This window comes from Xanthomonas sp. NCPPB 3442, assembly GCF_056725145.1.
Genome location: NZ_CM161514.1, coordinates 3,604,940 through 3,626,248, shown reverse-complemented (window position 1 = coordinate 3,626,248; position 21,309 = coordinate 3,604,940). Strand labels below are relative to the sequence as shown.

The window sequence follows — 21,309 nt, the reverse complement described above, 5'->3', positions numbered from 1 at the left end:
GCAGTGCGGTCGAAGAGTTCCTTAAAGGTCACGTTTCCGGGGCTGGGGCCGGCCGGGGCCGGCCGCCAGCCGGTGCCGCTATAATCGGCACCCGTTTCCTCTCCGCGGTCCTTTGCGCATGTTCGAGTCCCTTACCCAACGTCTCTCCGGCACCATGGAGCGCCTGCGCGGCCGCGGCCGCCTGACCGAGGAGAACATCCGCGAAGCCACCCGCGAAGTGCGCATCGCGCTGCTCGAGGCCGACGTGGCGCTGCCGGTGGTGCAGGCGCTGATCGAGCGCATCAAGGTGCGCGCAGTCGGTCAGGAAGTGCTCAAGTCGCTGACCCCGGGCCAGGCGCTGATCAAGGTGGTGCGCGACGAGCTCACCGCCGTCATGGGCGCGGCCGCCACCGACCTCAACCTCAACGTGCCGGCGCCGGCGATCGTGCTGATGGCCGGTCTGCAGGGCGCAGGCAAGACCACCACGGTCGGCAAGCTCGCCAAGCACCTGAAGGAAAAGCGCAAGAAGAAGGTCATGGTGGTCTCGGCCGACGTCTACCGCCCGGCCGCGATCGAGCAGCTCAAGACCCTGGCCGAACAGGTGGGCGTGCTGTTCTTCGCCTCCGACGCCTCGCAGAAGCCGGTGGACATCGTGCGCGCGGCCATCTCCGATGCGAAGAAGTCGTTCGTCGACGTGTTGCTGGTCGATACCGCCGGCCGCCTGGCGATCGATCAGGCGATGATGGACGAGATCAAGGCGCTGCACGCCGCGGTCAACCCCACCGAAACCCTGTTCGTGGTCGATGCGATGACCGGCCAGGACGCGGCCAACACCGCCAAGGCGTTCGGTGAGGCGCTGCCGCTGACCGGCGTGGTGCTGACCAAGACCGACGGCGACGCGCGCGGCGGCGCGGCACTGAGCGTGCGCTACATCACCGGCAAGCCGATCAAGTTCGTCGGTACCGGCGAAAAGACCGACGGCCTGGACGTGTTCCATCCCGATCGCGTCGCCAGCCGCATCTTGGACATGGGCGACGTGCTGTCGCTGGTGGAGCAGGTCGAGCACAGCGTCGATCAGGAAAAGGCCGCCAAACTGGCCGCCAAGGTCGCCAAGGGCAAGAAGTTCGACCTCAACGACATGAAGGAACAGCTCGAGCAGATGCAGAACATGGGCGGCATCCATGGGCTGATGGACAAGCTGCCGGGCATGGGCCAGATCCCGGACAACGTCAAGCAGCAGGTCACCGGCAAGGAAGTGCCGCGCATGATCGCCATCATCAATTCGATGACCAAGAAGGAGCGCCGCAACCCCGCGCTGCTCAACGGCTCGCGCCGCGCCCGCATCGCACGCGGCTCGGGCATGCAGCCGGCCGACGTCAACAAGCTGATGAAGCAGTATCAGCAGATGGAAAAGATGATGGGCAAGCTGGCCGGAGGCGGCATGAAGGGCCTGATGCGCAACATGAAAGGCATGATGGGCGCCATGGGCAGCCGCGGCGGCATGCCGTTCCGCTGAGTCCAATTGCGTGCTGACGCGCCCGTTAGGCCGCGTCAGCCGCCGATTCTTGAAATCACTTTGATGTTAGGCTTCGGCGGCCCACGTACGGGTGCGATTGCTCGCGGAAGAGCAACCTAATCATCGGAGGATTCATGCAAGGACTTAAGGGATTTTTTTGCAAGTTTGCGATCGGTCTTGCTGGTATTGGGCTAGTGGTTAGCTGTAACGCGGCATCCATATTTTCTTATTCCAGTAACGCAAATGATTTCATTGGCCAAGGCAAGTCCGCCGTTTTGACGGATGCCAACGCGGCCTTCGGTCTGCGAGGTACAAAAGACCGGCTTACATTTACTGTGAATGCCACTTCGGGTGAATCTTGGTTTATACGGATGAGTGCTCCGGTCGGTGGCGTTCTGGCTCCGGGAATATATGGGAGCGCAGAGCGGTCAGCATTTAAGACGGGACGTTCGCCTGGCCTTGATGCATCCAGCACCGGGCGGGGATGCAATGAGGTGTGGGGGAAATTCACGATTAGGCAGATTTCGTTCGATGCCGCTGGGAATGTGGATAAATTAGAGGCGACGTTCTTGCAACGATGCGATGGTAGTAAGGCGCCGGCGCTCGCTGGTGTCATTAGCTACAATGCTCCGCCATTATCTTTGAAGCTTACGAGTGGTGTTGGTGATTACATTGGTGGTGGCATCGGGAAGATGTATTACAACGACACCAGCATCTTCGCGCTTAGCGGAACAACTTCGCGCCTTCAATATTACGCGTCAGGCCAGCGTGATGACTGGTCTGCAAGCATAGTCGCGCCAGTGGGGAAGGCGTTGGTGCCTGGTCGTTATTCTACAAATCGTTTTGGGGATCGTACTCATGCTGGCTTGGATTTCGCCGGCAATGGACGAGGATGCAACGAAAATAGTGGCACGCTGAATGTGCGTGCTATCGAAAAAGATGTCGAGGGTAATGTAGTCAAGTTGCATGCTGAGTTTGAGCAGTATTGTGGGACTGCGCCGTTACGTGGAACGATTCGCTTCGGTATCTAGTCAGCAAGGTTGGCCCGTGACACGCGGGCCAACCCGTGAGTCTGTCTCGTCTTTCAATGCGTCATTCTTGATCTTTCAATGCGTAATTTTAATTGGTGTGTCAAGCATGGGTTGTTGGGCGTATCGTCGTCTCGCTGCTTGGTAAGTTGAATAACCAATCATTGGGGTGAAACCTGAGCGTGACGAAGACGGTGTGCATGGTTTGATGTCTCAAGGCATACTGGGACTCGGTCGTAATGTTTCAGGGTGACGATGAATCGTTCGTACTCAAGTCACGGTGCCGCTTTTTGCGAGCGTTTCGGGGTGCGGACTCCGATCCTGCTCAGTCCCATGGCCGGCGCCTGTCCGGTGCCGTTGTCGGCGGCGGTTGCCAACGCCGGTGGCATGGGCGCGCTGGGTGCGGTGTTATCGCAGCCGCACGACATCGTGGCGTGGATGGCGGCATTCCGTGAGGCCAGTGCAGGGCCTGCGCAAATCAATCTGTGGATTCCCGACCCGACACCTGCACGCGATGCGGCCACCGAGGCGCGGCTGCGCGCGTTTCTTGCGCAGTGGGGGCCACCGGTGGCGGAGACAGCGGGCGATGCGACACCTGCCGATTTCGATGCGCAATTGGATGCCTTGCTCGCTGCGCGGCCAGCAGTTGCCTCATCGATCATGGGTGTCTTTCGGCCCGATCAGGTCGAACGTCTCAAGAATGCCGGGATCGCCTGGTTCGCCTGCGCGACCACCTTGAACGAAGCACTTGCGGCGCAGGCAGCAGGCGCCGATGCAGTGGTTGCGCAAGGGGCCGAGGCCGGTGGTCATCGCGGTGCGTTCGAGGCCGGCCGCGCAGCGCAGCAGATGACCGGGCTATTGGCGCTGTTGCCGCGTCTGGTCGATCGTCTCGATGTCCCGGTCATCGCGGCCGGCGGCATCGCCGATGCGCGCGGCATCGCGGCAGCGCTGACCTTGGGCGCAAGCGCGGTACAGATCGGCACCGGCTTGCTACGCACGCCCGAAGCTGCATTGCCGAGCGCCTGGGCCGACGCGTTATCTCAGGCAGAGCCGGAGCACACCCAGCCAACCCGTGCATTCTCGGGCCGGTTGGGGCGCGCGCTGACCACAGCGTATGTCAGTGCAGCAAGCGCTGCAGACGCACCGCCACCCGCGCCGTACCCGGTGCAGCGCGGGCTCACCGCGCCGATGCGCCAGGCGGCCGCGCGCGATAACCGTCTGGATGCGATGCAGGCCTGGGCCGGCCAATCCGCCTGGATGGCGCCTGCACAGCCGGCTGCGCATGTCGTGACGCAGTGGTGGGAACAGGCGCAGGCGCTGTTGTGCCGTTGATCTTCTGCAATGGCATGGCCGCCACCGCGCAGCAGCTCAGTGCCGCGGCGTTGAACAATTACGGCCACTTCACCACGCTGCAGGTGCGCAACAACGCTGCGCTTGGGCTGGACCTGCATCTGCAACGTCTGCAGCACGACAGCGCAGCCCTGTTTGGTGCTGCCGTCGATATTGAGGCCATTCGCGCGCAGTTGCGGGCCGCATTGTCGGTTGCCGGCAGTGCCGATGCGAGCGTGCGCATCACGGTGTTTTCGCAGGATTTCGACCTGCGCGATCCAGCGCGCGTCGTCGCACTGGATGTGTTGATCGCGCTCTCGCCCGCCGCGCAGATGCCAGCGACTGCGGTGCGCGCGCAGCCGGCCTGCTACGTGCGCGAGCAGCCGCTGTTAAAGCACGTCGGCACCTTTGCGCTGCTGCAACTGCGCCGTCAGGCAATGCTTGCCGGGTTCGACGACGCGCTGCTGATCGATCCGCAAGGCCGGCTCGTGGAGGGGGCATTCTGGAATCTGGGCCTGTGGCAGCAGGGCAGGGTCGTGTGGCCACGGGGGCCGGCCTTGCCCGGCACCCGGCAGCGGCTGCTGCAGGCCGGGCTGCAAGCGATTGGCATCGAGCAGGACACGCGCCCCGTCACGCTGGACGAACTCCACGGATTCGATGGCGGCTTCAGCTGCAATGCGCGTGGGCAACAGGCGTTGGCGGCGGTCGGGTCTGTGCAGTGGCCGGACGCCGCCGCCCAGCTGGCAATTCTGGAGCAGGCCCTACAAAGCCAGACCTGGCAAGCGATCTGAGCGGTTCAGGGGTGACTTGGCTTCGCCGCCGGAGCCCGCTATAATCGCCGGCTTACCGCGCCACTCTGGCGACTGGGCAACTCAGGAAAACAACACCATGGTCAAGATCCGACTGACCCGCGGCGGCGCCAAGAAGCGTCCGTTCTACCACATCATCGTGACCGACGTGCGCAGCGCGCGCGACGGCCGCAACATCGAGCGCCTGGGTTACTACAACCCGGTTGCCCAGGGCGCAGAACCGCGCATCGTGCTGGACGTCGCACGCGTGGACCATTGGGTCGGCAACGGCGCGCAGCTGACCGACAAGGTGCGTAACCTGTATCGCGAAGCCAAGTCTCAGGCCGCTGCGGCCTGATCTTGAGGGCCGGGTGTCGCCACCTGGCCCAGAGTCGACGCAGATGAAGCAGACCGAGCGCCGCATCCTGTTAGGCAGGATTGTCGGCGCTTTTGGTGTCAAGGGTGAGCTGAAGCTCGAATCCTGGACCGAGCCACGAACCGCCATCTTTCGGTACCAGCCGTGGATCGTGCGCGCGCCATCCGGACAGGAGTCGGTGGTCAGCGGCGTGCGTGGGCGCGATCAGGGCAAGAATCTGATTGCGGTGTTCCCCGGCGTCACCGACCGTGACACGGTCGAAGCCATGCACGGGACTGAAATCTACGTCGCGCGCAGTGCGTTGCCGCCGCCCAAGCCCGACGAATATTACTGGGTGGACCTGGAAGAGTTGCAGGTGGAAACCGTCGAAGGCGTCAAGCTGGGCACGGTGTCGCACCTGTTCTCCACCGGCTCCAACGACGTGGTGGTGGTGCGTGGCGATCGCGAGCGGATGATTCCGTTCGTGTTCCCGGATTTCGTCAAGTCGGTCGACTTCGACGCCAACCTGATCGTGGTGGACTGGGATCCGGATTTCTGATCAAAGCGGTGCTTCGGCGCTGCGCTTGACTCTACCCATTCCCCAATTCGACTCCCGATTCTCCAGTGCGCATCGACGTCATCAGCCTGTTCCCCGAGTTCATCGCGCAATGCGCGGCGTTCGGCGTGGTCGGGCGGGCGCAGGAGCGCGGCTTGCTGGAATTGCAGGGCTGGAATCCGCGCGAGCATGCGCAGGGCAACTATCGCCGCGTGGACGACCGTCCGTTCGGTGGTGGGCCTGGCATGGTGATGCTGATCGAGCCGTTGCGGGCCTGTCTGGATACGGTGCAGGCCGCAGATGCGCGGCCAGCGCCCGTGATCTACCTCAGTCCGCAGGGGCGTCCGCTCACGCAGGCGCTCGCACGCGAGTTGGCGCAGTTGCCGCGCATGGTGTTGTTGTGCGGCCGCTATGAAGGCGTGGACGAGCGCTTTCTGGCGCAGGCGGTGGAGATGGAAATCTCCATCGGCGATTACGTATTGTCCGGCGGTGAATTGGGTGCAGCGGTTGTCGTGGACGTGGTGGCGCGGTTGCAGGACGGCGTATTGAACGATGCCGAATCTGCCGCCCAGGACAGTTTCGAAGGCCCGCAAGGCCTGCTCGATTGCCCCCATTACAGCCATCCGGCGACCCATGCATGGGGCGATGTGCCCGATGTATTGCGTTCGGGCAACCATGCGGCAATTGCGCGCTGGCGCCGGAAGCAATCGCTGGGCCGGACCTGGCTGCGCCGCCCGGACCTGCTCGACGAGGCGGGGCTGGAGAAGAACGATCGCCGTCTGCTGGACGAGTTTCGCCGCGAACTCGCCCCGGACGACGAGAAATAAAGGGCTCACCCCTAGCTCTTGCAAGATTGATTGGGGTACAATATGCGGCTTGCTGGCCAGCCTTGCGTCTGGCCCTCTTACGAACCTCGAGCAATCGCCGTGCGGCGACTGCCGGTCCAATATCACCAGACACGCGGTGCCCACCATGAGCAAACTCAACAAGACCATCCTGGCTGACTTCGAAGCCGCCCAGATCCAGCGCAAGCTGCCGGAATTCAACCAGGGCGACACCGTTGTGGTGAACGTCAAGGTGAAGGAAGGCAACCGCGAGCGCGTGCAGGCCTATGAGGGCGTGGTGATCGGGACCAAGAATGCCGGCCTGAACTCCTCCTTCACCGTGCGCAAGATCTCGCACGGCTTCGGCGTCGAGCGCGTGTTCCAGACCCACAGCGCCATCATCGACTCGGTCGAAGTGAAGCGTCGCGGTAAGGTGCGCGCCGGTAAGCTGTACTACCTGCGTGGTCTGGAAGGCAAGGCTGCCCGCATCAAGGAAGATCTGGCCGCCGCTGCGCAGGCCAAGGCCGCTCGCCAGGCTGCTGCCAAGTCCGAGTGAGCCACATTGGCGGGCCTGTCCCGCCACTGCCAAACAGCCGCCTTCGGGCGGCTGTTTGCGTTTGTGGGAATGGTTTTTGGGAATGCCTGTCCGGTTGCGGCATCCACGCATGATGCACACTGCGCCTTGCGGGAATTCTTCAGCAACCCCGTGTTCTCGATCGCGGGTGGTCGAGATACGGAGGCTGGCTACCCCGATCCCATGACGGTTCCAAGCGCATGCGCCCGGGATGGCTACGGAGCCGGCGGCACGCCTGCCGCCAACGTAACTAACGCTGCGGTGTCCGCGGTACTTGCTGCGCGCCTGGTGCGTCGGTGAGCGGGGCCGGGTCGGCGACCGGTGAGGCCGGATGCGCGGGCACTTCCGCTGCAGCCGCAAGCTCCGACGGATGCGCGGGTGCGGTCAGCATGCGCGCCTTGCGCCAGCCGCCCCAGCGGTAATACGCCAGCGACAGCAGCATCGAACAGGCCGAACTGATCGGAAAGCTCCACCACACCGCATCGGCGCCCAGATGCGGCAACAGCGCGTTGGCCAACGGCACGCGCACGCCCCACAGCGAAAACGCCAGGATCAACAACGGCGGAATCACCGCACCGGTGGCGCGTACCACGCCCGAGACCACGAAGCTGACACCGAACAGCAGGAACGACCAGATCGCGATGTGGTTGAGGTGTCGCGCAACCTCCAGCGTGGCGCTGCCTTCGGGCAGGAACAGGGCCAGGGTCCAGCGATCGAACAGGATCAGCAGCACGATCAGCAGGCCCGTCATCAGGAAATTGGCGGCGATGCCGGTACGTGCGACCGCATCCACGCGTGGCCACAGGCCGGCGCCCACATTCTGCGCGGCCATCGACGAACAAGCGGCGCCCACCGCCATGGCCGGCATCTGCACATAGTTCCATAGCTGCAATCCTGCGCCGAATGCCGCAGCGGTTTCGGTGCCGAAGCCATTGACCAGCGACAACATGGCGATCATCGACAGCGAGATCATCACCATCTGCAGGCCCATCGGCACGCCTTTGACGATCAACGCGCGCAGGATGGCTGGGTCGATGCGAAACAGGCGCAAGTCGCTCCGGCCCAGCCACAAGACATGGCGTTTGTTGCGCAGATACACCAGCAACCCGGCCAGTGCGACGACCTGCGCGATCAATGTGGCCCAGGCCGCACCGGCAATGCCCAATGCCGGAAACGGGCCGATGCCGAACAACAGCAGCGGGTTGAACACGATATCCAGCAGCACCGACAGCAACAGGAAACGGAACGGCGTGCGCGCATCGCCGGTGCCGCGCAAGGCCGCCGACAGGAAGGCGAACAGATACAGCGTGGGCATCGCCAGGAAGATCACCCGCAGATAGTCTTCGGCCAGCGTTTGCGAGGCGGCGGGCGTGCCCATGGCGGTCAGCAGATGCGGCGCCAGGTACCAGCCGAGCACGGCAATCACGGCCGACAGCCCGCCGAAGAAGCTTGCGCTGGTGCCCATCACTTTGCGCGCTTGGGCGATATCGCGTGCGCCCATCGCCTGGCCGATCAGGATGGTCGAGGCCATGCCGATGCCGAACACCGAGCCGATCAGGAAGAACATGATGCTGTTGGCATTGGCCGCCGCGGTCAGCGCTTCTTCGCCGAGATAGCGGCCGATCCAGATCGCGTTGATCGAGCCGTTGAGCGACTGGGCGATGTTGCCGGCCATGATCGGCAGCGCGAACAACAGCAGGTTCTTGCCGATCGGGCCTTCGGTCAGGACAGCGGATTTGGGCATCGCAGTCGTATCGTCGCGCAGAAGGTGCGCACACTAGCATTGCCTAGGTGAGCCCGGATGCAGCGCACTTGCGGCGAGGCGGCGAGGCGGCGAGGCGGCGTGGGGCGCGCTGATCGTGGAGCACGCTGCGCATTTTGTCTGGCGGCGGCATGCGAAGTTGCCGCAGGCTTGCGCCCGCATAGGCAACGCGGCAGGTGCAGCCTGGCGAGGATGGGGGAGTGCGCGTCGGCTGGGGCGCAGCCAGGTCGGACGTGTTCGACAGTTGGCCTGCTGATGCGCCGATCGATCGCTGCATCGCGATTGGATTCCTATTGGTGCGCGCGTTCGTCTAAGACCCGAATGCAGGATCGCTGTGCGGCCCAAGGCAGCGAGGACGCAAAGCCCACTATGCTGTCGCGATGGTGATCCGTGCGACCCGTTTGCTGCATCTGCTCGACGCCCTGCGCGGACGGCGTCGGCCCGTGGCCGGTGCGCAGCTCGCCACTGCGCTGGGCGTCAGCCTGCGTACGCTGTATCGCGATATCGCCACCTTGCGCGCGCAGGGCGCCGACATCCTCGGCGATCCCGGCGTCGGCTATGTGTTGCGTCCAGGCTTCCTGCTGCCGGCACTGAATTTCACCGAGGACGAACTGGAGGCCTTGACCCTGGGCGCGCGCTGGGTGGCGCGCCAGGCCGATCCGGAACTGGCGCAGGCGGCGCAGCGTGCGGTAGCGCGCATCACCGCCACGCTGCCCGGCAACCTGCGCGCATCGATCGAGACCAGCGGGCTGCTGGTGCCTGCGGCCGATGCCGCGCAACCGCCCGCACCGTGGCTGCCGATCCTGCGTCGCGGCATCCGGCTCGAACACGTGCTGCGGATGGACTATGCCGATGCCGAAGGCGCTGCCTCGCAACGGCGGGTCTGGCCGTTCGCGATGGCCTTTCTTGGCGGCTACGGCATGATCGCCGCGTGGTGCGAACTGCGCGGCGATTTCCGCCATTTCCGCGCCGACCGGGTGCTGGCCCTGGCCGACGATGGCGAACGCTATCCCTCGCGCCGGCATCTGCTGATCAAGCGCTGGCGCGCGGCGACCGGCTACGGAGCCGACTGCTGACAGCACCTGTCAGCAGGGCACGACCAGACTGCAGGCTGTCCACCAGGAAAGTCTGCCCATGTCCACCGAGATCGTGCTCTACACCCACCCGTTGTCACGCGGCCGTGTCGCCCGCTGGATGCTGGAGGAGACCGGCCTGCCGTACCAGACGGTCATCCTCGACTACGGCACCACGATGAAGGCGCCGGACTATCTGGCGATCAACCCGATGGGCAAGGTGCCGGCGCTGCGCCATGGCGAGACGGTCGTCACCGAAAACGCGGCGATCTGTGCCTACCTGGCCGACCTGGTGCCGGAGCGGCATCTGGCGCCGCCGCCGGGATCGCCGGCGCGCGCCGATTATTACCGCTGGCTGTTTTTCCTGGCCGGCCCAGTGGAGGCGCTGCTGACCGCGAAGGAAAGCGGCGTGCTGGCACCGGCACGCAGCGCCGGCTACGGCCACGAAGCGGACCTTCTGCAGACCCTGGAACAGGCCATCGCGGGCCGCGAATACCTGGCCGGCGCGTGCTTCAGCGCGGCCGACCTGTACATGGCGGCGGTGGTGGGTTTCTACACGCGTACCGGCATGCTGGAGCCGCGGCCTGCGTTTACTGCCTTCGCGCAACGGCATGCCGCCCGACCTGCGGCACTGCGTGCCAACGCTGCCGACGATGCGTTGATTGCGGCGCATCCGAACCCGGACATGCCGCGCACCGTGGACACGACGAACACCTAGCGGCGGCGACGGTCCGCTGGCGGTGCTGCCCTGCGGTGCGGACCAGGCCGCACCTGGTTCTGCCCGCTTGAGTTCCGCAGTCGTTGCCCAAACATCGGGTGTGGCGCACGCCATCGTCGCCGAAGGCGCCGGCAAGCGAGCCGGCGTTTGCGCAAGATCGCAGCGCTTGCACGCATGCAAGGCGTGCTGCGCGAGCCAACGCACGACACGAGACCGCGAGACGAATGAATCTAGAGCTGGAACAGGCGATGACGGTCAGGCTGGATGTCTGGCTGTGGGCAGCGCGCTTTTTCAAGACGCGCAGCCTGGCCAAGAATGCAGTGGAGACCGGCAAGGTCGACGTGGCCGGCCAGCGTCCCAAGCCGTCGCGTGCGCTGCGCAGCGGCGAACAACTGCGTATCGACCGCGGCGGCGAAATCTTCGAGATCACCGTTGCCGCGCTCAGCGATGTGCGCGGCCCGGCCCCGGTCGCACAGGCGCTTTACATCGAAACCGACAGTTCGCGCGAGGCCCGCGCGCAATGGCGCCTGCAGCGCGCGGCCGAGCGCACCGGTTACCGTGCGCCCGAGGGTAAACCGGACAAGCGTGCGCGCCGCCTGATCACGGCATTGGGCGATATCGACGCGTTGTAGCGCGCTGTCGGCGCAGGCTGTCATGCAATCGACCCGCAAATGCAAACGCCCCGGCGATTCGGGGCGTTTGCATTAGGTGGAACACGCACCTGGGTGTTGGCAGGTGCGTGTGAGTGAGCACGCTTAGGCCAGATCGAAACGATCCAGCTGCATCACCTTGGTCCAGGCGGCAACGAAGTCGTGCACGAACTTCTCCTGCGCATCGGCGCTGGCGTAGACCTCGGCCACCGCACGCAGGATGGAGTTGGAGCCGAACACCAGGTCCACGCGCGTGCCGGTCCAGCGAAGTTCGCCGGTGCTGCGGTCGCGGCCTTCGTACTCGTCCTTCGCCTCCGAGGTGGCCTTCCACTCGGTGCGCATGTCGAGCAGGTTGGCGAAGAAGTCATTGCTCAACACACCGGGACGGCTGGTGAACACACCATGCTTCGAGTCGCCGACATTGGCGCCCAGCACGCGCAGGCCGCCGACCAGCACGGTCAGCTCCGGCGCGGTGAGGGTAAGCAGCTGGGCCTTGTCGATCAACAGCGCTTCGGCCGGCACTGCGTAGCGACGCTTGGCGAAGTTGCGGAAGCCATCGGCCACCGGTTCGAGCACGGCGAAGGATTCCACATCGGTCTGTTGCTGCGACGCATCGGTACGGCCGGGTGCGAACGGCACGGTGACCTGGTGGCCGGCGGCTTGCGCTGCATGTTCCACTGCGGCGTTACCGGCCAGCACGATCAGGTCGGCCAGCGAGATCTTCTTGCCACCCGATTGCGCAGCGTTGAAGTCGGCCTGGATGCGTTCCAGCGTCGCGAGCACCTTGGCCAGTTGCTCGGGCTGATTGGCCTGCCAATCCTTCTGCGGGGCCAGGCGGATGCGCGCACCGTTGGCGCCGCCACGCTTGTCCGAGCCGCGGAACGTGGAGGCCGACGCCCACGCAGTGGATACCAGGTGCGCCACGCTCAGGCCCGAGGCCAGGATGGCCTGCTTGAGCGCGGCGGCGTCCTGCGCATCGACCAGTGGGTGATCGACCGCCGGCACCGGGTCCTGCCACACCAACTCTTCAGCAGGCACGTCAGCGCCCAGGTAGCGCGAGCGCGGGCCCATGTCGCGGTGGGTGAGCTTGAACCAGGCGCGTGCGAAGGCATCGGCGAATTGTTCGGGATGCTGCTGGAAACGCCGCGAGATGGCTTCGTACGCCGGGTCGAAGCGCAGCGCCAGATCGGTGGTCAGCATCGTCGGGCGATGCTTCCTGGAGGCGTCGTGCGCGTCGGGAATGATGGAGTCGGCGTTCTTGGCCACCCATTGGTGCGCGCCGGCCGGGCTCTTGCTCAGCTCCCACTCGAAACCGAACAGATGGTCGAAGTAATCGTTGCTCCACTGCGCCGGCGTGGTGGTCCAGGTCACTTCCAGGCCGCTGGTGATGGTGTCGGCGCCCTTGCCGCTTCCATAGCGGTTGTGCCAGCCCAAGCCCTGGCTTTCCAGCTCGCCGGCTTCGGGTTCGGCACCCACGTTGTCGGCCGGGCCGGCACCGTGGGTCTTGCCGAAGGTGTGGCCGCCGGCGATCAGCGCCACGGTCTCTTCATCGTTCATGGCCATGCGCGCGAAGGTGTCGCGGATGTCGCGCGCGGAGGCGATCGGGTCGGGGTTGCCGTCCGGGCCTTCCGGATTGACGTAGATCAGGCCCATCTGCACCGCGGCCAGCGGGTTTTCCAGGTCGCGGGTATGCGGCACCTGGCTGTCGTCGTCCTTCACCAGCACCCCGTGCGCTTCGTCCACGCCCGGCGAACCGCGCGAGTAGCGGTCGTCGCCACCCAGCCACTTGGTTTCGCGACCCCAGTACAGGTCCTGATCCGGCTCCCAGGTATCTTCGCGGCCACCGGCGAAACCGAAGGTCTTCAAGCCCATCGATTCCAGCGCGACGTTGCCGGTGAGAATCATCAGGTCGGCCCAGGAAATGGCCTGGCCGTACTTCTGCTTGATCGGCCACAGCAGGCGACGCGCCTTGTCCAGGCTGACGTTGTCCGGCCAGCTGTTGAGCGGGGCGAAGCGTTGCTGCCCACGTCCGCCACCGCCACGTCCATCGCCGATGCGATAGGTGCCGGCGCTATGCCAGGCCATGCGCACGAACAGCGGGCCGTAATGGCCGAAGTCGGCCGGCCACCAGTCCTGCGAATCGGTCATCAACGCATGCAGGTCCCGCTTGAGCGCCTGCAGGTCCAGGCGCTTGAATGCGTCGGCATAGTTGAACGACTGGCCCAGCGGGTTGGATTTGCTCGAATGCTGGCTGAGCAGATCCACGCGCAGCTGCTTGGGCCACCAATCGCGATTGGTGGTTCCGGTACCGACGACGGCGTGGTTGAACGGGCACTTTGCTTCGGTGGTCATGGCAATACCTGTGTGCGGGAGCACTTGGGGAGCTGCGTGCCGAAGGTTGCAGACACGTGCTGTTGGAGTCGAAGTGGCGGACGGGGCTTAAGGCTGGGTCATCGGGATTGCGGGAAGGTACGAGCGATACCGGTCTGACGTGGCCGCCGCGTTCGTCGATGCTAGCGCCTGCCTGGAAGGCCCGGAATACGTCGGCCGGGAGCGGGCGGAGATCGCAGGGACATGCATCAGGCGGACTCATCATGGTGGCGTCCGGACACGATAAGGACCATCGATGATTTGGTGAATTCGAATTATTCAACCATATCGATAGCGTGCCACTATGGATAGCACGCCGGTGCCCGACCGGCGTGCCGCACGCCCATTGCATGGGGTTGCAGGCCGTCATCCGCATCTGCAACAGAGGCGGCCGCCCGGTTGGCCTGCCGGCTCAGCGTTTGCCGAACAGGCTGCCGCCCAGCTTCATGACGTCGCCCAGGCCCAGCTGCCCGTCGCCGTCCTGGTCCAGCACGCTGGTCAGTAACCCGCCGGCGCCGGGATGGCTGCGCACCTGCTGATGTTCCTGTGCCAGCGCAGGCCCGAGCTGGCTGCTGGCTGTGGCATCGCCGCCCAGAAAGCGCTTGGCCAGATATGCCATCACGATCGGGGCAAGCAACTGCAACAACTGACTGGCCTTGCTGGTCTCCAGCCCGGTGGCCTGGCCCAGGCCGGCAGCGGCCTGCGGCGCCTTGTCGCCGAACAGATGGCCGACAATGCCGGCACCGTTGCCCTGCGCACCGGTGGCCGAGCCGCCCAACAACGAGCCGAGCAAGCTGCCCAGGTCCGGGCTGGCGGCATGGTCGCGTTGCAGTGCGCCCAGCAACGCGTCGGTGCCACCGGCCTGCTGGCTATTGCGGCCCAGCGCACCCATCAGCAACGGCAGCGCGGCCTGCACTGCCGACTGCGCCTGCTCAGGCGCAATGCCCAGGCGGCCGGCGAGTTGCTGCAGCTGCGGGCCCTGCAATTGCGCGGCAAGTTGATCGGTCAACGAAGCGGACATGGTCATCGGAAGGTTTCCTGTCTGGCGAAGCGTTGCGGCAGGGTGCGCCCGTCGCGCCGACAGATCAATCCGGCGGCAAGCACACGCCGCGCGTTACGCACGGCGCGATGCAGGACATCGCAATCACGCAACCATGCCTCGACGGCTTCCAAATTCTGCTAACAAACCTCCGCAAAACAGCATCAAGCCGATCACCAATTCCCGCATGGCAAAGCATCCGCACGCGCAGCAAACGTCAGCCATGCAGCCCCGCTCCTACGAATCCCAAATCCCGACTCCCCAATCCCGGCACCTCAAAGCAACGCCTTCAACCGATACAGCGCCTCCAGCGCCTGCTTGGGAGTGAGCTCATCCGGGTCCAGCGCCTGCAAGGCTTCCTGTGCAGCGGAGGAGGGTGCGGTGAACAGCCCGAACTGTTGTGGCGCATCCAGCGCGGTGGGTGCCATCTGCGCGCTGTGGCTTTCGCCGCCGCGTTGTTCCAGTTCCACTAGCCGCCGCCGCGCCTGCGTCACCGCCGCCTTGGGCAGGCCGGCCAGCGCCGCCACCTGCAGGCCGAAACTGCGATTGGCCGGGCCATCTTTCACTGCATGCATGAACACCAGACGCTCGCCATGTTCGACCGCATCCAGATGCACGTTGGCGATGCCGCTGGCGCCACCGGCATGCGATTCGTCGGCCAGTGCGGTGAGCTCGAAATAATGCGTGGCAAACAGCGTGTAGCAGCGGTTGGTCTGCGCCAGATGGCGCGCGACGGCATCGGCCAGTGCCAGGCCATCGTAGGTGGAGGTGCCGCGGCCGATCTCGTCCATCAGCACCAACGATTGCGGCGTGGCGTGATGCAGAATGTAGCTGGTTTCTGCCATTTCCACCATGAAGGTGGATTGCCCGCGCGCCAGGTCGTCGCCGGCGCCGATGCGGGTGAGGATGCGGTCGATCGGCCCGATCACCGCACGGCTGGCCGGCACATAGCTGCCGATATGCGCCAACAACACGATCAGCGCGTTCTGCCGCATGTAGGTCGATTTACCGCCCATGTTCGGGCCGGTGATCACCAGCATGCGGCGATCGCTGTGCAGGTCCAGATCGTTGGGCTCGAATGGTTGCTCGCGTACCGCCTCCACGACCGGGTGACGGCCGCGCTCGATGCGCAGGCACGGCGCATGATCGAGTTCCGGCTGCGACCAATCCAGCGCCTGCGCGCGTTCGGCAAAGCCGGCCAGGACATCCAGTTCGCTCAAGGCACCCGCGCAGCGTTTGAGACCCTCCAGCTCGGTGCCGAGTGCGTCGAGCAGACCTTCGTACAGCAGTTTTTCGCGCGATAGCGAACGCTCGCGCGCGGACAGCACCTTGTCTTCGAAACTCTTGAGTTCTTCGGTGATGTAGCGTTCGGCGTTGGTCAGCGTCTGCCGGCGGCTGTAGTGCAACGGGGCTTTCTCGGCCTGGCCCTTGCTTATCTCGATGTAGTAGCCGTGCACGCGGTTGTAGCCGACCTTGAGCGTGGCGATGCCGCTGCTGGCGCGCTCGCGTTGTTCCAGGTCGATCAGGAATTGATCTGCATTGGTGGATAGGCGGCGCAACTCATCCAGCTCGTCGTCGTAGCCGGTGGCGATGACGCCGCCGTCGCTGAGCTTGAGCGGCGGCGTCTCGGCCACGGCGCTGATCAACAGATGCGCGGTGGCATCGTGCTCGCCGAGTTCGGCATGCAGCGTCTGCAGGCGCGGCGAATCCAACGGTGCCAGGATCGTGCGCACCTTCGGCAACAGCGCCAGGCCATCGCGCAAGGTGGAAAAATCGCGCGGCCGCGCCGAGCGCAGCGCTACGCGGGTGAGGATGCGTTCCAGATCGCCGAGCGCACGGAAGGCTTCGCGCAGATCGGCATCGGCACCTGCATCGATCAGCGTGCCGACCGCATGGTGGCGCTGCAACAGCACATCGCGCAGGCGCAGCGGACGGTGCAGCCAGCGCCGGAGCAGACGCCCACCCATCGGCGTGACGGTGCTGTCCAGCACGCCGAGCAAGGTGTTGCGCGTATCGCCATCCACACGCGTGTCCAGCTCCAGATGCCGGCGCGTGGCCGCGTTCATCGAGATGGCCTCGCTGGCCACTTCCATCGCGATCGAGGTCAGATGCGGCAGGCGCTGTTTCTGGGTCTCTTCGACATAGCCCAGCAGCGCGCCGGCGGCGGCCGTGGCACAGGGTTTGTCGTCGATGCCGAAGCCGGACAGATCGTGCAGTTTGAAGAACGCCAGCAGCTGTCGGCGCCCGCTGTCGGCATCGAACAACCACGGCGGCCGGCGCCGCACGCCGATGCGTCCGCGCAGGAAGTCCGGCCAGTTGTCTTCGTCGGGCACCAACAGCTCGGCCGGTTCCAGGCGCGCGATTTCCGCTTCCAGCGCATCGACGCTGTCCACTTCGTTGACCAAGAAGCGCCCGCCGGCCAAATCGGCCCAGGCCAGGCCGTAGCCGTGTTTACTGCGCGAAATGGCCATCAACAAGGTGTCGCGACGTTCGTCCAGCAGCGCCTCGTCGGTGACCGTGCCCGGCGTGACGATGCGCACCACCTTGCGCTCGACCAGCCCCTTGGCCAGCGCCGGATCGCCGATCTGCTCGCAGATCGCCACCGACTCGCCCAGTGCCACCAAGCGCGCCAGATAGCCTTCATACGCATGCACCGGCACCCCGGCCATGGGAATCGGCGCACCGCCGGAGCTACCGCGCTGGGTCAGGGTGATGTCGAGCAGCCGCGCGGCCTTGCGCGCGTCGTCGTAGAACAGCTCGTAGAAATCGCCCATGCGGAAGAACAGCAGCAGGTCGGGGTAATCCGATTTGGCTGCGAAGAATTGCTTCATCAGCGGCGTGTGCTCGACGGCTCCGCTGGCGTTCTTGTTTTTTTCTTTTGTATCAGTGCTTTGCAAGAAATATTCTTCCGGGATGTGGCAGTCAATCAGGGGCGATTTCGACGATTCGCGATGCCTTGTAGCACGGCGATTGCGACGACCCTCTCAGCGGGACGAAATCCGTGTCGCGGCCAGACGGACGGGGAGCTGAAGTCATACAGCATGTGGTGAGGGACCATGAACCGCCCGCGTCAGCGCGGGCTCCAAGTTTAAGCCCACCCACCAAAAAATCCTTGGCAGTTCGGTATAGGGAAGGGCTGACATGCGTCTCAGTAGGCGATTGGCTGTCATGTCCAAGCGTCCGGGCGGAGAACGGAAGGCCGGCTGGCTTCTGGACGACAAGCGGAAGCCCTTGCCGGGGCCTGCTTCTACGTGGAAAAGCGGGCAACAACCTACGAATCGGTGCGTCGCCTCTAATCGGGCAGCGTCACCGTGATCAGCCTGGTACAGGCTCGTGTCGCAGCGCCGCAGCGGCTTGCGCTGATGCAAGAGCCGGCGACGATTTACCCATCAGCAAGTTTGGAACGCCAGCGAACAAGCTGAGGGCGGTCACAGTGATTCACCTGCGCGGGCAGCTTGGGGCGATTCGTCATTCGCATTGCCGCGCATCTGGCGCCCATCGCACACGGCTTCAGCGGGAGACTGCTAGCTTCGCTTGTCTGAAAAGCACTAATAACTTCGTCAGAATTATCTGATTGCAATGTAGGCCAAGCGCTCTAGTTCAAGGTTTTGCGAACCCGAACTCTTGCGCCGTCAACATCTTGGCATTGCCGAAGCCGTGGGCTGGGCCGCGTTAGCTCTCTGTAGCGCGTTGACAAGCCAATCCCTGTGCGCAACTTTCGTCTGCGCGAGAGCATTGGGGAATGACTGCTGTCGCGCTTCGCGCGCTCTCGAAACCTTCTACCTAGGGCTGGCCATTGCCTGCGTGAGCGAGCGCCGCTGCTTGCTGTGGGGAGCATTGGCCTGCCTATGGATACCGATGAGCTTCGTGCTGGCCTTGGTCAGTCGTCAACTTGGAAGATGCTATGGAATCGGGCAGGACCTCGCGTCAGAGACGCGTGTTTGGATTGGCGCTGACTGCTTTGGTTGGACTGTCGCCTGCACTGGGTGCGGCCGAGGATGTCTACGACGACTATGGCAAGTTGATCCAATCGGGCGCAGTGGTGAGGAGTCCTGGCGACCAGCTCTTTGGGGAGAACATCAACCTCTACACCGGGTCGATGGAGATCGTCCAAACCGACGTGGATCTGAAGGGCAACAACGCCCTCCAGGTGCGCATCGGTCGTCGCTTCTCAGTCGGAAGTCCTACAAAAGGGCACTTCAAGCTTTGGGACTTGGACATTCCTTACATGCACGGGGTCTTTTCTGGCAGCGGGTGGACTGTTGAAGCCGCGCGTGATCTCGTCAACAACCGTTGCAGCCTCTACGGTCGGCCTCCAGTCATCGAGGTCCAGGGCGGTTTCTTCGATGCCCCGGAGTATTGGCGGGGAAGCTTTGCATACCGCCCAGGTGCTGGCGACCAAGAGCTTCTTCAAGCGTCTGCTGGAGCCCTGAGGCCAGCAGATGGAAGGACGTATCCCATTGTCCTAAAAGATGGGTCTGCAATCCGATGCTTAGCCTCACTGGATGGTGCAAGTGAAGCCGGTGCTCGCGGTGAAGGGTTTGAGTTAGTGGACACCCAAGGCTCGATGTATTCGTTCAATCACTTGGTGTCACGCAGCTACCCAGCACTGCACAAGTCGTCACCAGCTCCTCAGTCGATTTCCGCGGGAAGTGCGATGCAAACTGCCGCCGTCGGCGGAATTGTCCCCATGGTTGGCCTCAACTACAACTTGGTGAGGGAAGAGGTCCTGATCTATCCGACTCGGGTGACGGATCGCTTTGGCAACACGGTGACCTATAACTGGAATCCCAGTGCTCCGTGGCAGCTTCTAAGCATTGTTGCCAGCGATGGGCGTCGCATTGACCTGTCGTATGCTGGAGGGGATGGCAAAACCATCACCTCCGTGACCACAGGCGGGCGAACCTGGTCTTACGGCTACAGCGACACCCTGGATACAGTGACGCTGCCTGACGGCAGCGGCTGGACATTCGATTTGCTTGCCTTGTCTCGTGCGCGCGTGACTTATAGCCAGCCGCCAGACTGCGACAACATTCGTCCTTGGTCTCGCAACAATGTTGTAGGAAGCATCACTGCCCCCACCGGTGCTCGCAGCGACTACACGCTCAATTCCATGTTAATGGGTCGGTCCTGGGTGCCTCGAGTCTGTCATATCCAGGAAGCCTACTCAGACATCCCTTACCAGTTCTATGTCATGGCAGTGACCAGTCGGCGTATCTCCGGCCCGGGATTGCCATCCCAAGGCCTGACGTGGTCTTACAACTATGGAACACCAAACAATTGCTGGCAGCCAAGTCCAAACCCGAAGCCACTCGACCCTTCCAGATACGTCGAGTGCAATGCCGGTTCGCCCATCACCCGAGACATCACGGTCAAGGATCCTGCGGGCCAAACCACCCGCTACCGGTTTGGTAATCGCTATCGGGCTAACGAGGGATTGCTGCTTCAGCAAGACTTTGGATGGAACGGCTCGGGTGCAACGCGAAGCAAACTGACGGACTACGCAGCGGCGTCCACCTCGCCTTATGCAGCCCGCACTATGTATCCAGCGGGCGATTGGGGTGATAACACTGTAGCAGCAGAGCATCGGCCAGCCCGTCAAGTGACGACCATAGACAATGGCGATCAGTTCGTTTGGCGTGTGGCCGATTGCAGTGGCCAGCCGTGTTTCGATGAGTTCGCCCGTCCGTTGCGGATCGAACGCTTCAGTCCCTGGCACAGCCGCACTGACGAGACCACGTATTACGACGAACGCGGCGCTTGGGTCTTAGGGCAAACTGCCATTGCTCGCAACATCAACACCGGCATCGTCACCTCTCAGGTCGATTACGGCAGCAATGCATTGCCCCGAACGGAGTGGAGCAACGGGAGGCTGGTCGCAAGCTACACCTACAATCCCGATGGGACCTTGGCCCAGGTCAAGGATGGCCTGGGAAATGCAACGACCCTGTCCGGTTGGAAGCGTGGCATTCCCCAAACGGTTGCAAATGCCGATGGCACGGCCAAGTCCGCCTCGGTGGACGACAACGGGTGGATTCGTCAGACCACCGACGAGAATGGATTTGCGACCACGTATGGTTATGACGCGATGGGGCGGCTGAATGCCACGAACTACCCATCGGGCGACAGCACAGCGTGGAACTCGACTGCACAGACGTTCGAGCGGGTGGGGAGCGACGAATATGGCATCGGCGCTGGCCACTGGCGCCAGACCGTGACTACCGGGAACGCGCAGAAGATCACTTACTTTGATGCGCTGTGGCAGCCGCTGTTGACGCGGGAATACGACGCGGCAAACTTGGCGGGAACGCTGCGGACCAAGCGCTTCGCCTACGACCATGAGGGACGAGCCGTCTTTGCGTCTTACCCGAGCAGCACCGAAGCGGCGAGCACTGGGATCTGGACCGAATTCGACGTGGTGGGCAGGCCCACTGCGGTATCGCAGGACAGCGAGCAGGGATTGCTGACCACGATCACGCAGTATCTGCCTGGCGCACAAACCCTAGTCACGAACCCGCGAGGTGCTCAGACGCGCACGGGTTACCAGGTGTTCGATCAACCGGTCTATGACGCGCCCGTGTGGGTGCAGCTTCCCGAATCTGCACGAACATCGATTGCTCGGGACGTCTTTGGTAAGGCAATCAGGATAGAGCGAGGCGCGCAATGATCGGTCGAAAGGAATCTTCGATGAGAGCGTCGGAAATAAATGTTTTTAGACGACAGAGCGGTAGGCTAAAGGTGCGCTGGA

16 protein-coding genes are annotated in these 21,309 nt (G+C 63.8%); 12 read left to right on the top strand and 4 right to left on the bottom strand.

The annotated features are described in order from the left end of the window. The first annotated feature begins 118 nt into the window (after positions 1–118). From ffh to rplS, 8 genes are all read left to right on the top strand, one after another. Positions 119–1,495, top strand: a complete 1,377-nt coding sequence (gene ffh / locus AC1POX_RS15660) for a signal recognition particle protein (protein WP_136733444.1) — start codon at positions 119–121, stop codon at positions 1,493–1,495. Between the two features lie 134 nt (positions 1,496–1,629). Next, positions 1,630–2,526, top strand: coding sequence for a hypothetical protein (locus AC1POX_RS15655; protein ID WP_218195473.1), 897 nt, complete (start codon positions 1,630–1,632; stop codon positions 2,524–2,526). Between the two features lie 252 nt (positions 2,527–2,778). Further along, positions 2,779–3,855, top strand: coding sequence for an NAD(P)H-dependent flavin oxidoreductase (locus tag AC1POX_RS15650; RefSeq protein ID WP_277574932.1), 1,077 nt, complete (start codon positions 2,779–2,781; stop codon positions 3,853–3,855). Beyond that, positions 3,846–4,643: an aminotransferase class IV family protein gene (locus AC1POX_RS15645; protein WP_277574933.1), complete on the top strand. Its 798-nt coding sequence runs from the start codon at positions 3,846–3,848 to the stop codon at positions 4,641–4,643. The genes AC1POX_RS15650 and AC1POX_RS15645 overlap by 10 nt, the downstream gene beginning before the upstream one ends. A gap of 97 nt (positions 4,644–4,740) precedes the next feature. Continuing rightward, positions 4,741–4,998, top strand: a complete 258-nt coding sequence (gene rpsP, locus AC1POX_RS15640) for a 30S ribosomal protein S16 (RefSeq protein WP_003484223.1) — start codon at positions 4,741–4,743, stop codon at positions 4,996–4,998. A gap of 43 nt (positions 4,999–5,041) precedes the next feature. Continuing rightward, positions 5,042–5,554, top strand: a complete 513-nt coding sequence (rimM, locus tag AC1POX_RS15635; RefSeq protein WP_008571121.1) for a ribosome maturation factor RimM — start codon at positions 5,042–5,044, stop codon at positions 5,552–5,554. A gap of 65 nt (positions 5,555–5,619) precedes the next feature. Beyond that, positions 5,620–6,378: a tRNA (guanosine(37)-N1)-methyltransferase TrmD gene (gene trmD / locus AC1POX_RS15630; RefSeq protein WP_136733446.1), complete on the top strand. Its 759-nt coding sequence runs from the start codon at positions 5,620–5,622 to the stop codon at positions 6,376–6,378. Between the two features lie 145 nt (positions 6,379–6,523). After that, on the top strand, positions 6,524–6,931 hold the full coding sequence (gene rplS, locus AC1POX_RS15625) for a 50S ribosomal protein L19 (RefSeq protein WP_338334557.1): 408 nt from the start codon (positions 6,524–6,526) through the stop codon (positions 6,929–6,931). A gap of 268 nt (positions 6,932–7,199) precedes the next feature. Here rplS and AC1POX_RS15620 read toward each other — a convergent pair whose 3' ends face one another. After that, entirely contained in the window at positions 7,200–8,693 is a 1,494-nt protein-coding gene (locus AC1POX_RS15620) for an MATE family efflux transporter (RefSeq protein WP_029818941.1), read from the bottom strand. A gap of 398 nt (positions 8,694–9,091) precedes the next feature. Here AC1POX_RS15620 and AC1POX_RS15615 point away from each other — a divergent pair, with 398 nt between their 5' ends. From AC1POX_RS15615 to AC1POX_RS15605, 3 genes are all read left to right on the top strand, one after another. Beyond that, entirely contained in the window at positions 9,092–9,787 is a 696-nt protein-coding gene (locus tag AC1POX_RS15615; protein ID WP_031421633.1) for a helix-turn-helix transcriptional regulator, read from the top strand. 58 nt (positions 9,788–9,845) lie between these two features. Beyond that, positions 9,846–10,502, top strand: a complete 657-nt coding sequence (locus AC1POX_RS15610; RefSeq protein ID WP_031421634.1) for a glutathione S-transferase family protein — start codon at positions 9,846–9,848, stop codon at positions 10,500–10,502. A 224-nt stretch (positions 10,503–10,726) separates the two neighbouring features. Then, positions 10,727–11,134, top strand: a complete 408-nt coding sequence (locus tag AC1POX_RS15605; protein ID WP_127167941.1) for an RNA-binding S4 domain-containing protein — start codon at positions 10,727–10,729, stop codon at positions 11,132–11,134. A 123-nt stretch (positions 11,135–11,257) separates the two neighbouring features. Here the strand turns inward: AC1POX_RS15605 and katG are convergent, their stop codons facing one another. The 3 genes from katG to mutS all read right to left on the bottom strand — a co-directional run bounded on the left by katG (position 11,258) and on the right by mutS (position 17,392). Further along, entirely contained in the window at positions 11,258–13,504 is a 2,247-nt protein-coding gene (gene katG / locus AC1POX_RS15600) for a catalase/peroxidase HPI (RefSeq protein ID WP_372356365.1), read from the bottom strand. A 430-nt stretch (positions 13,505–13,934) separates the two neighbouring features. After that, positions 13,935–14,549 carry a DUF937 domain-containing protein gene (locus tag AC1POX_RS15595; RefSeq protein WP_184422321.1) on the bottom strand — a complete coding sequence of 205 codons (615 nt, stop codon included), beginning with the start codon at positions 14,547–14,549 and terminating at the stop codon, positions 13,935–13,937. A gap of 287 nt (positions 14,550–14,836) precedes the next feature. Then, the gene (mutS, locus tag AC1POX_RS15590; protein ID WP_372356364.1) at positions 14,837–17,392 is read right to left on the bottom strand and encodes a DNA mismatch repair protein MutS; all 2,556 of its coding nucleotides are present in this window, start codon (positions 17,390–17,392) and stop codon (positions 14,837–14,839) included. A gap of 1,061 nt (positions 17,393–18,453) precedes the next feature. On the opposite strand from mutS, the gene AC1POX_RS15585 reads away from it, so the two are divergent. Beyond that, positions 18,454–21,228 carry an RHS repeat protein gene (locus AC1POX_RS15585; RefSeq protein ID WP_277574244.1) on the top strand — a complete coding sequence of 925 codons (2,775 nt, stop codon included), beginning with the start codon at positions 18,454–18,456 and terminating at the stop codon, positions 21,226–21,228. Positions 21,229–21,309: the final 81 nt, after the last annotated feature.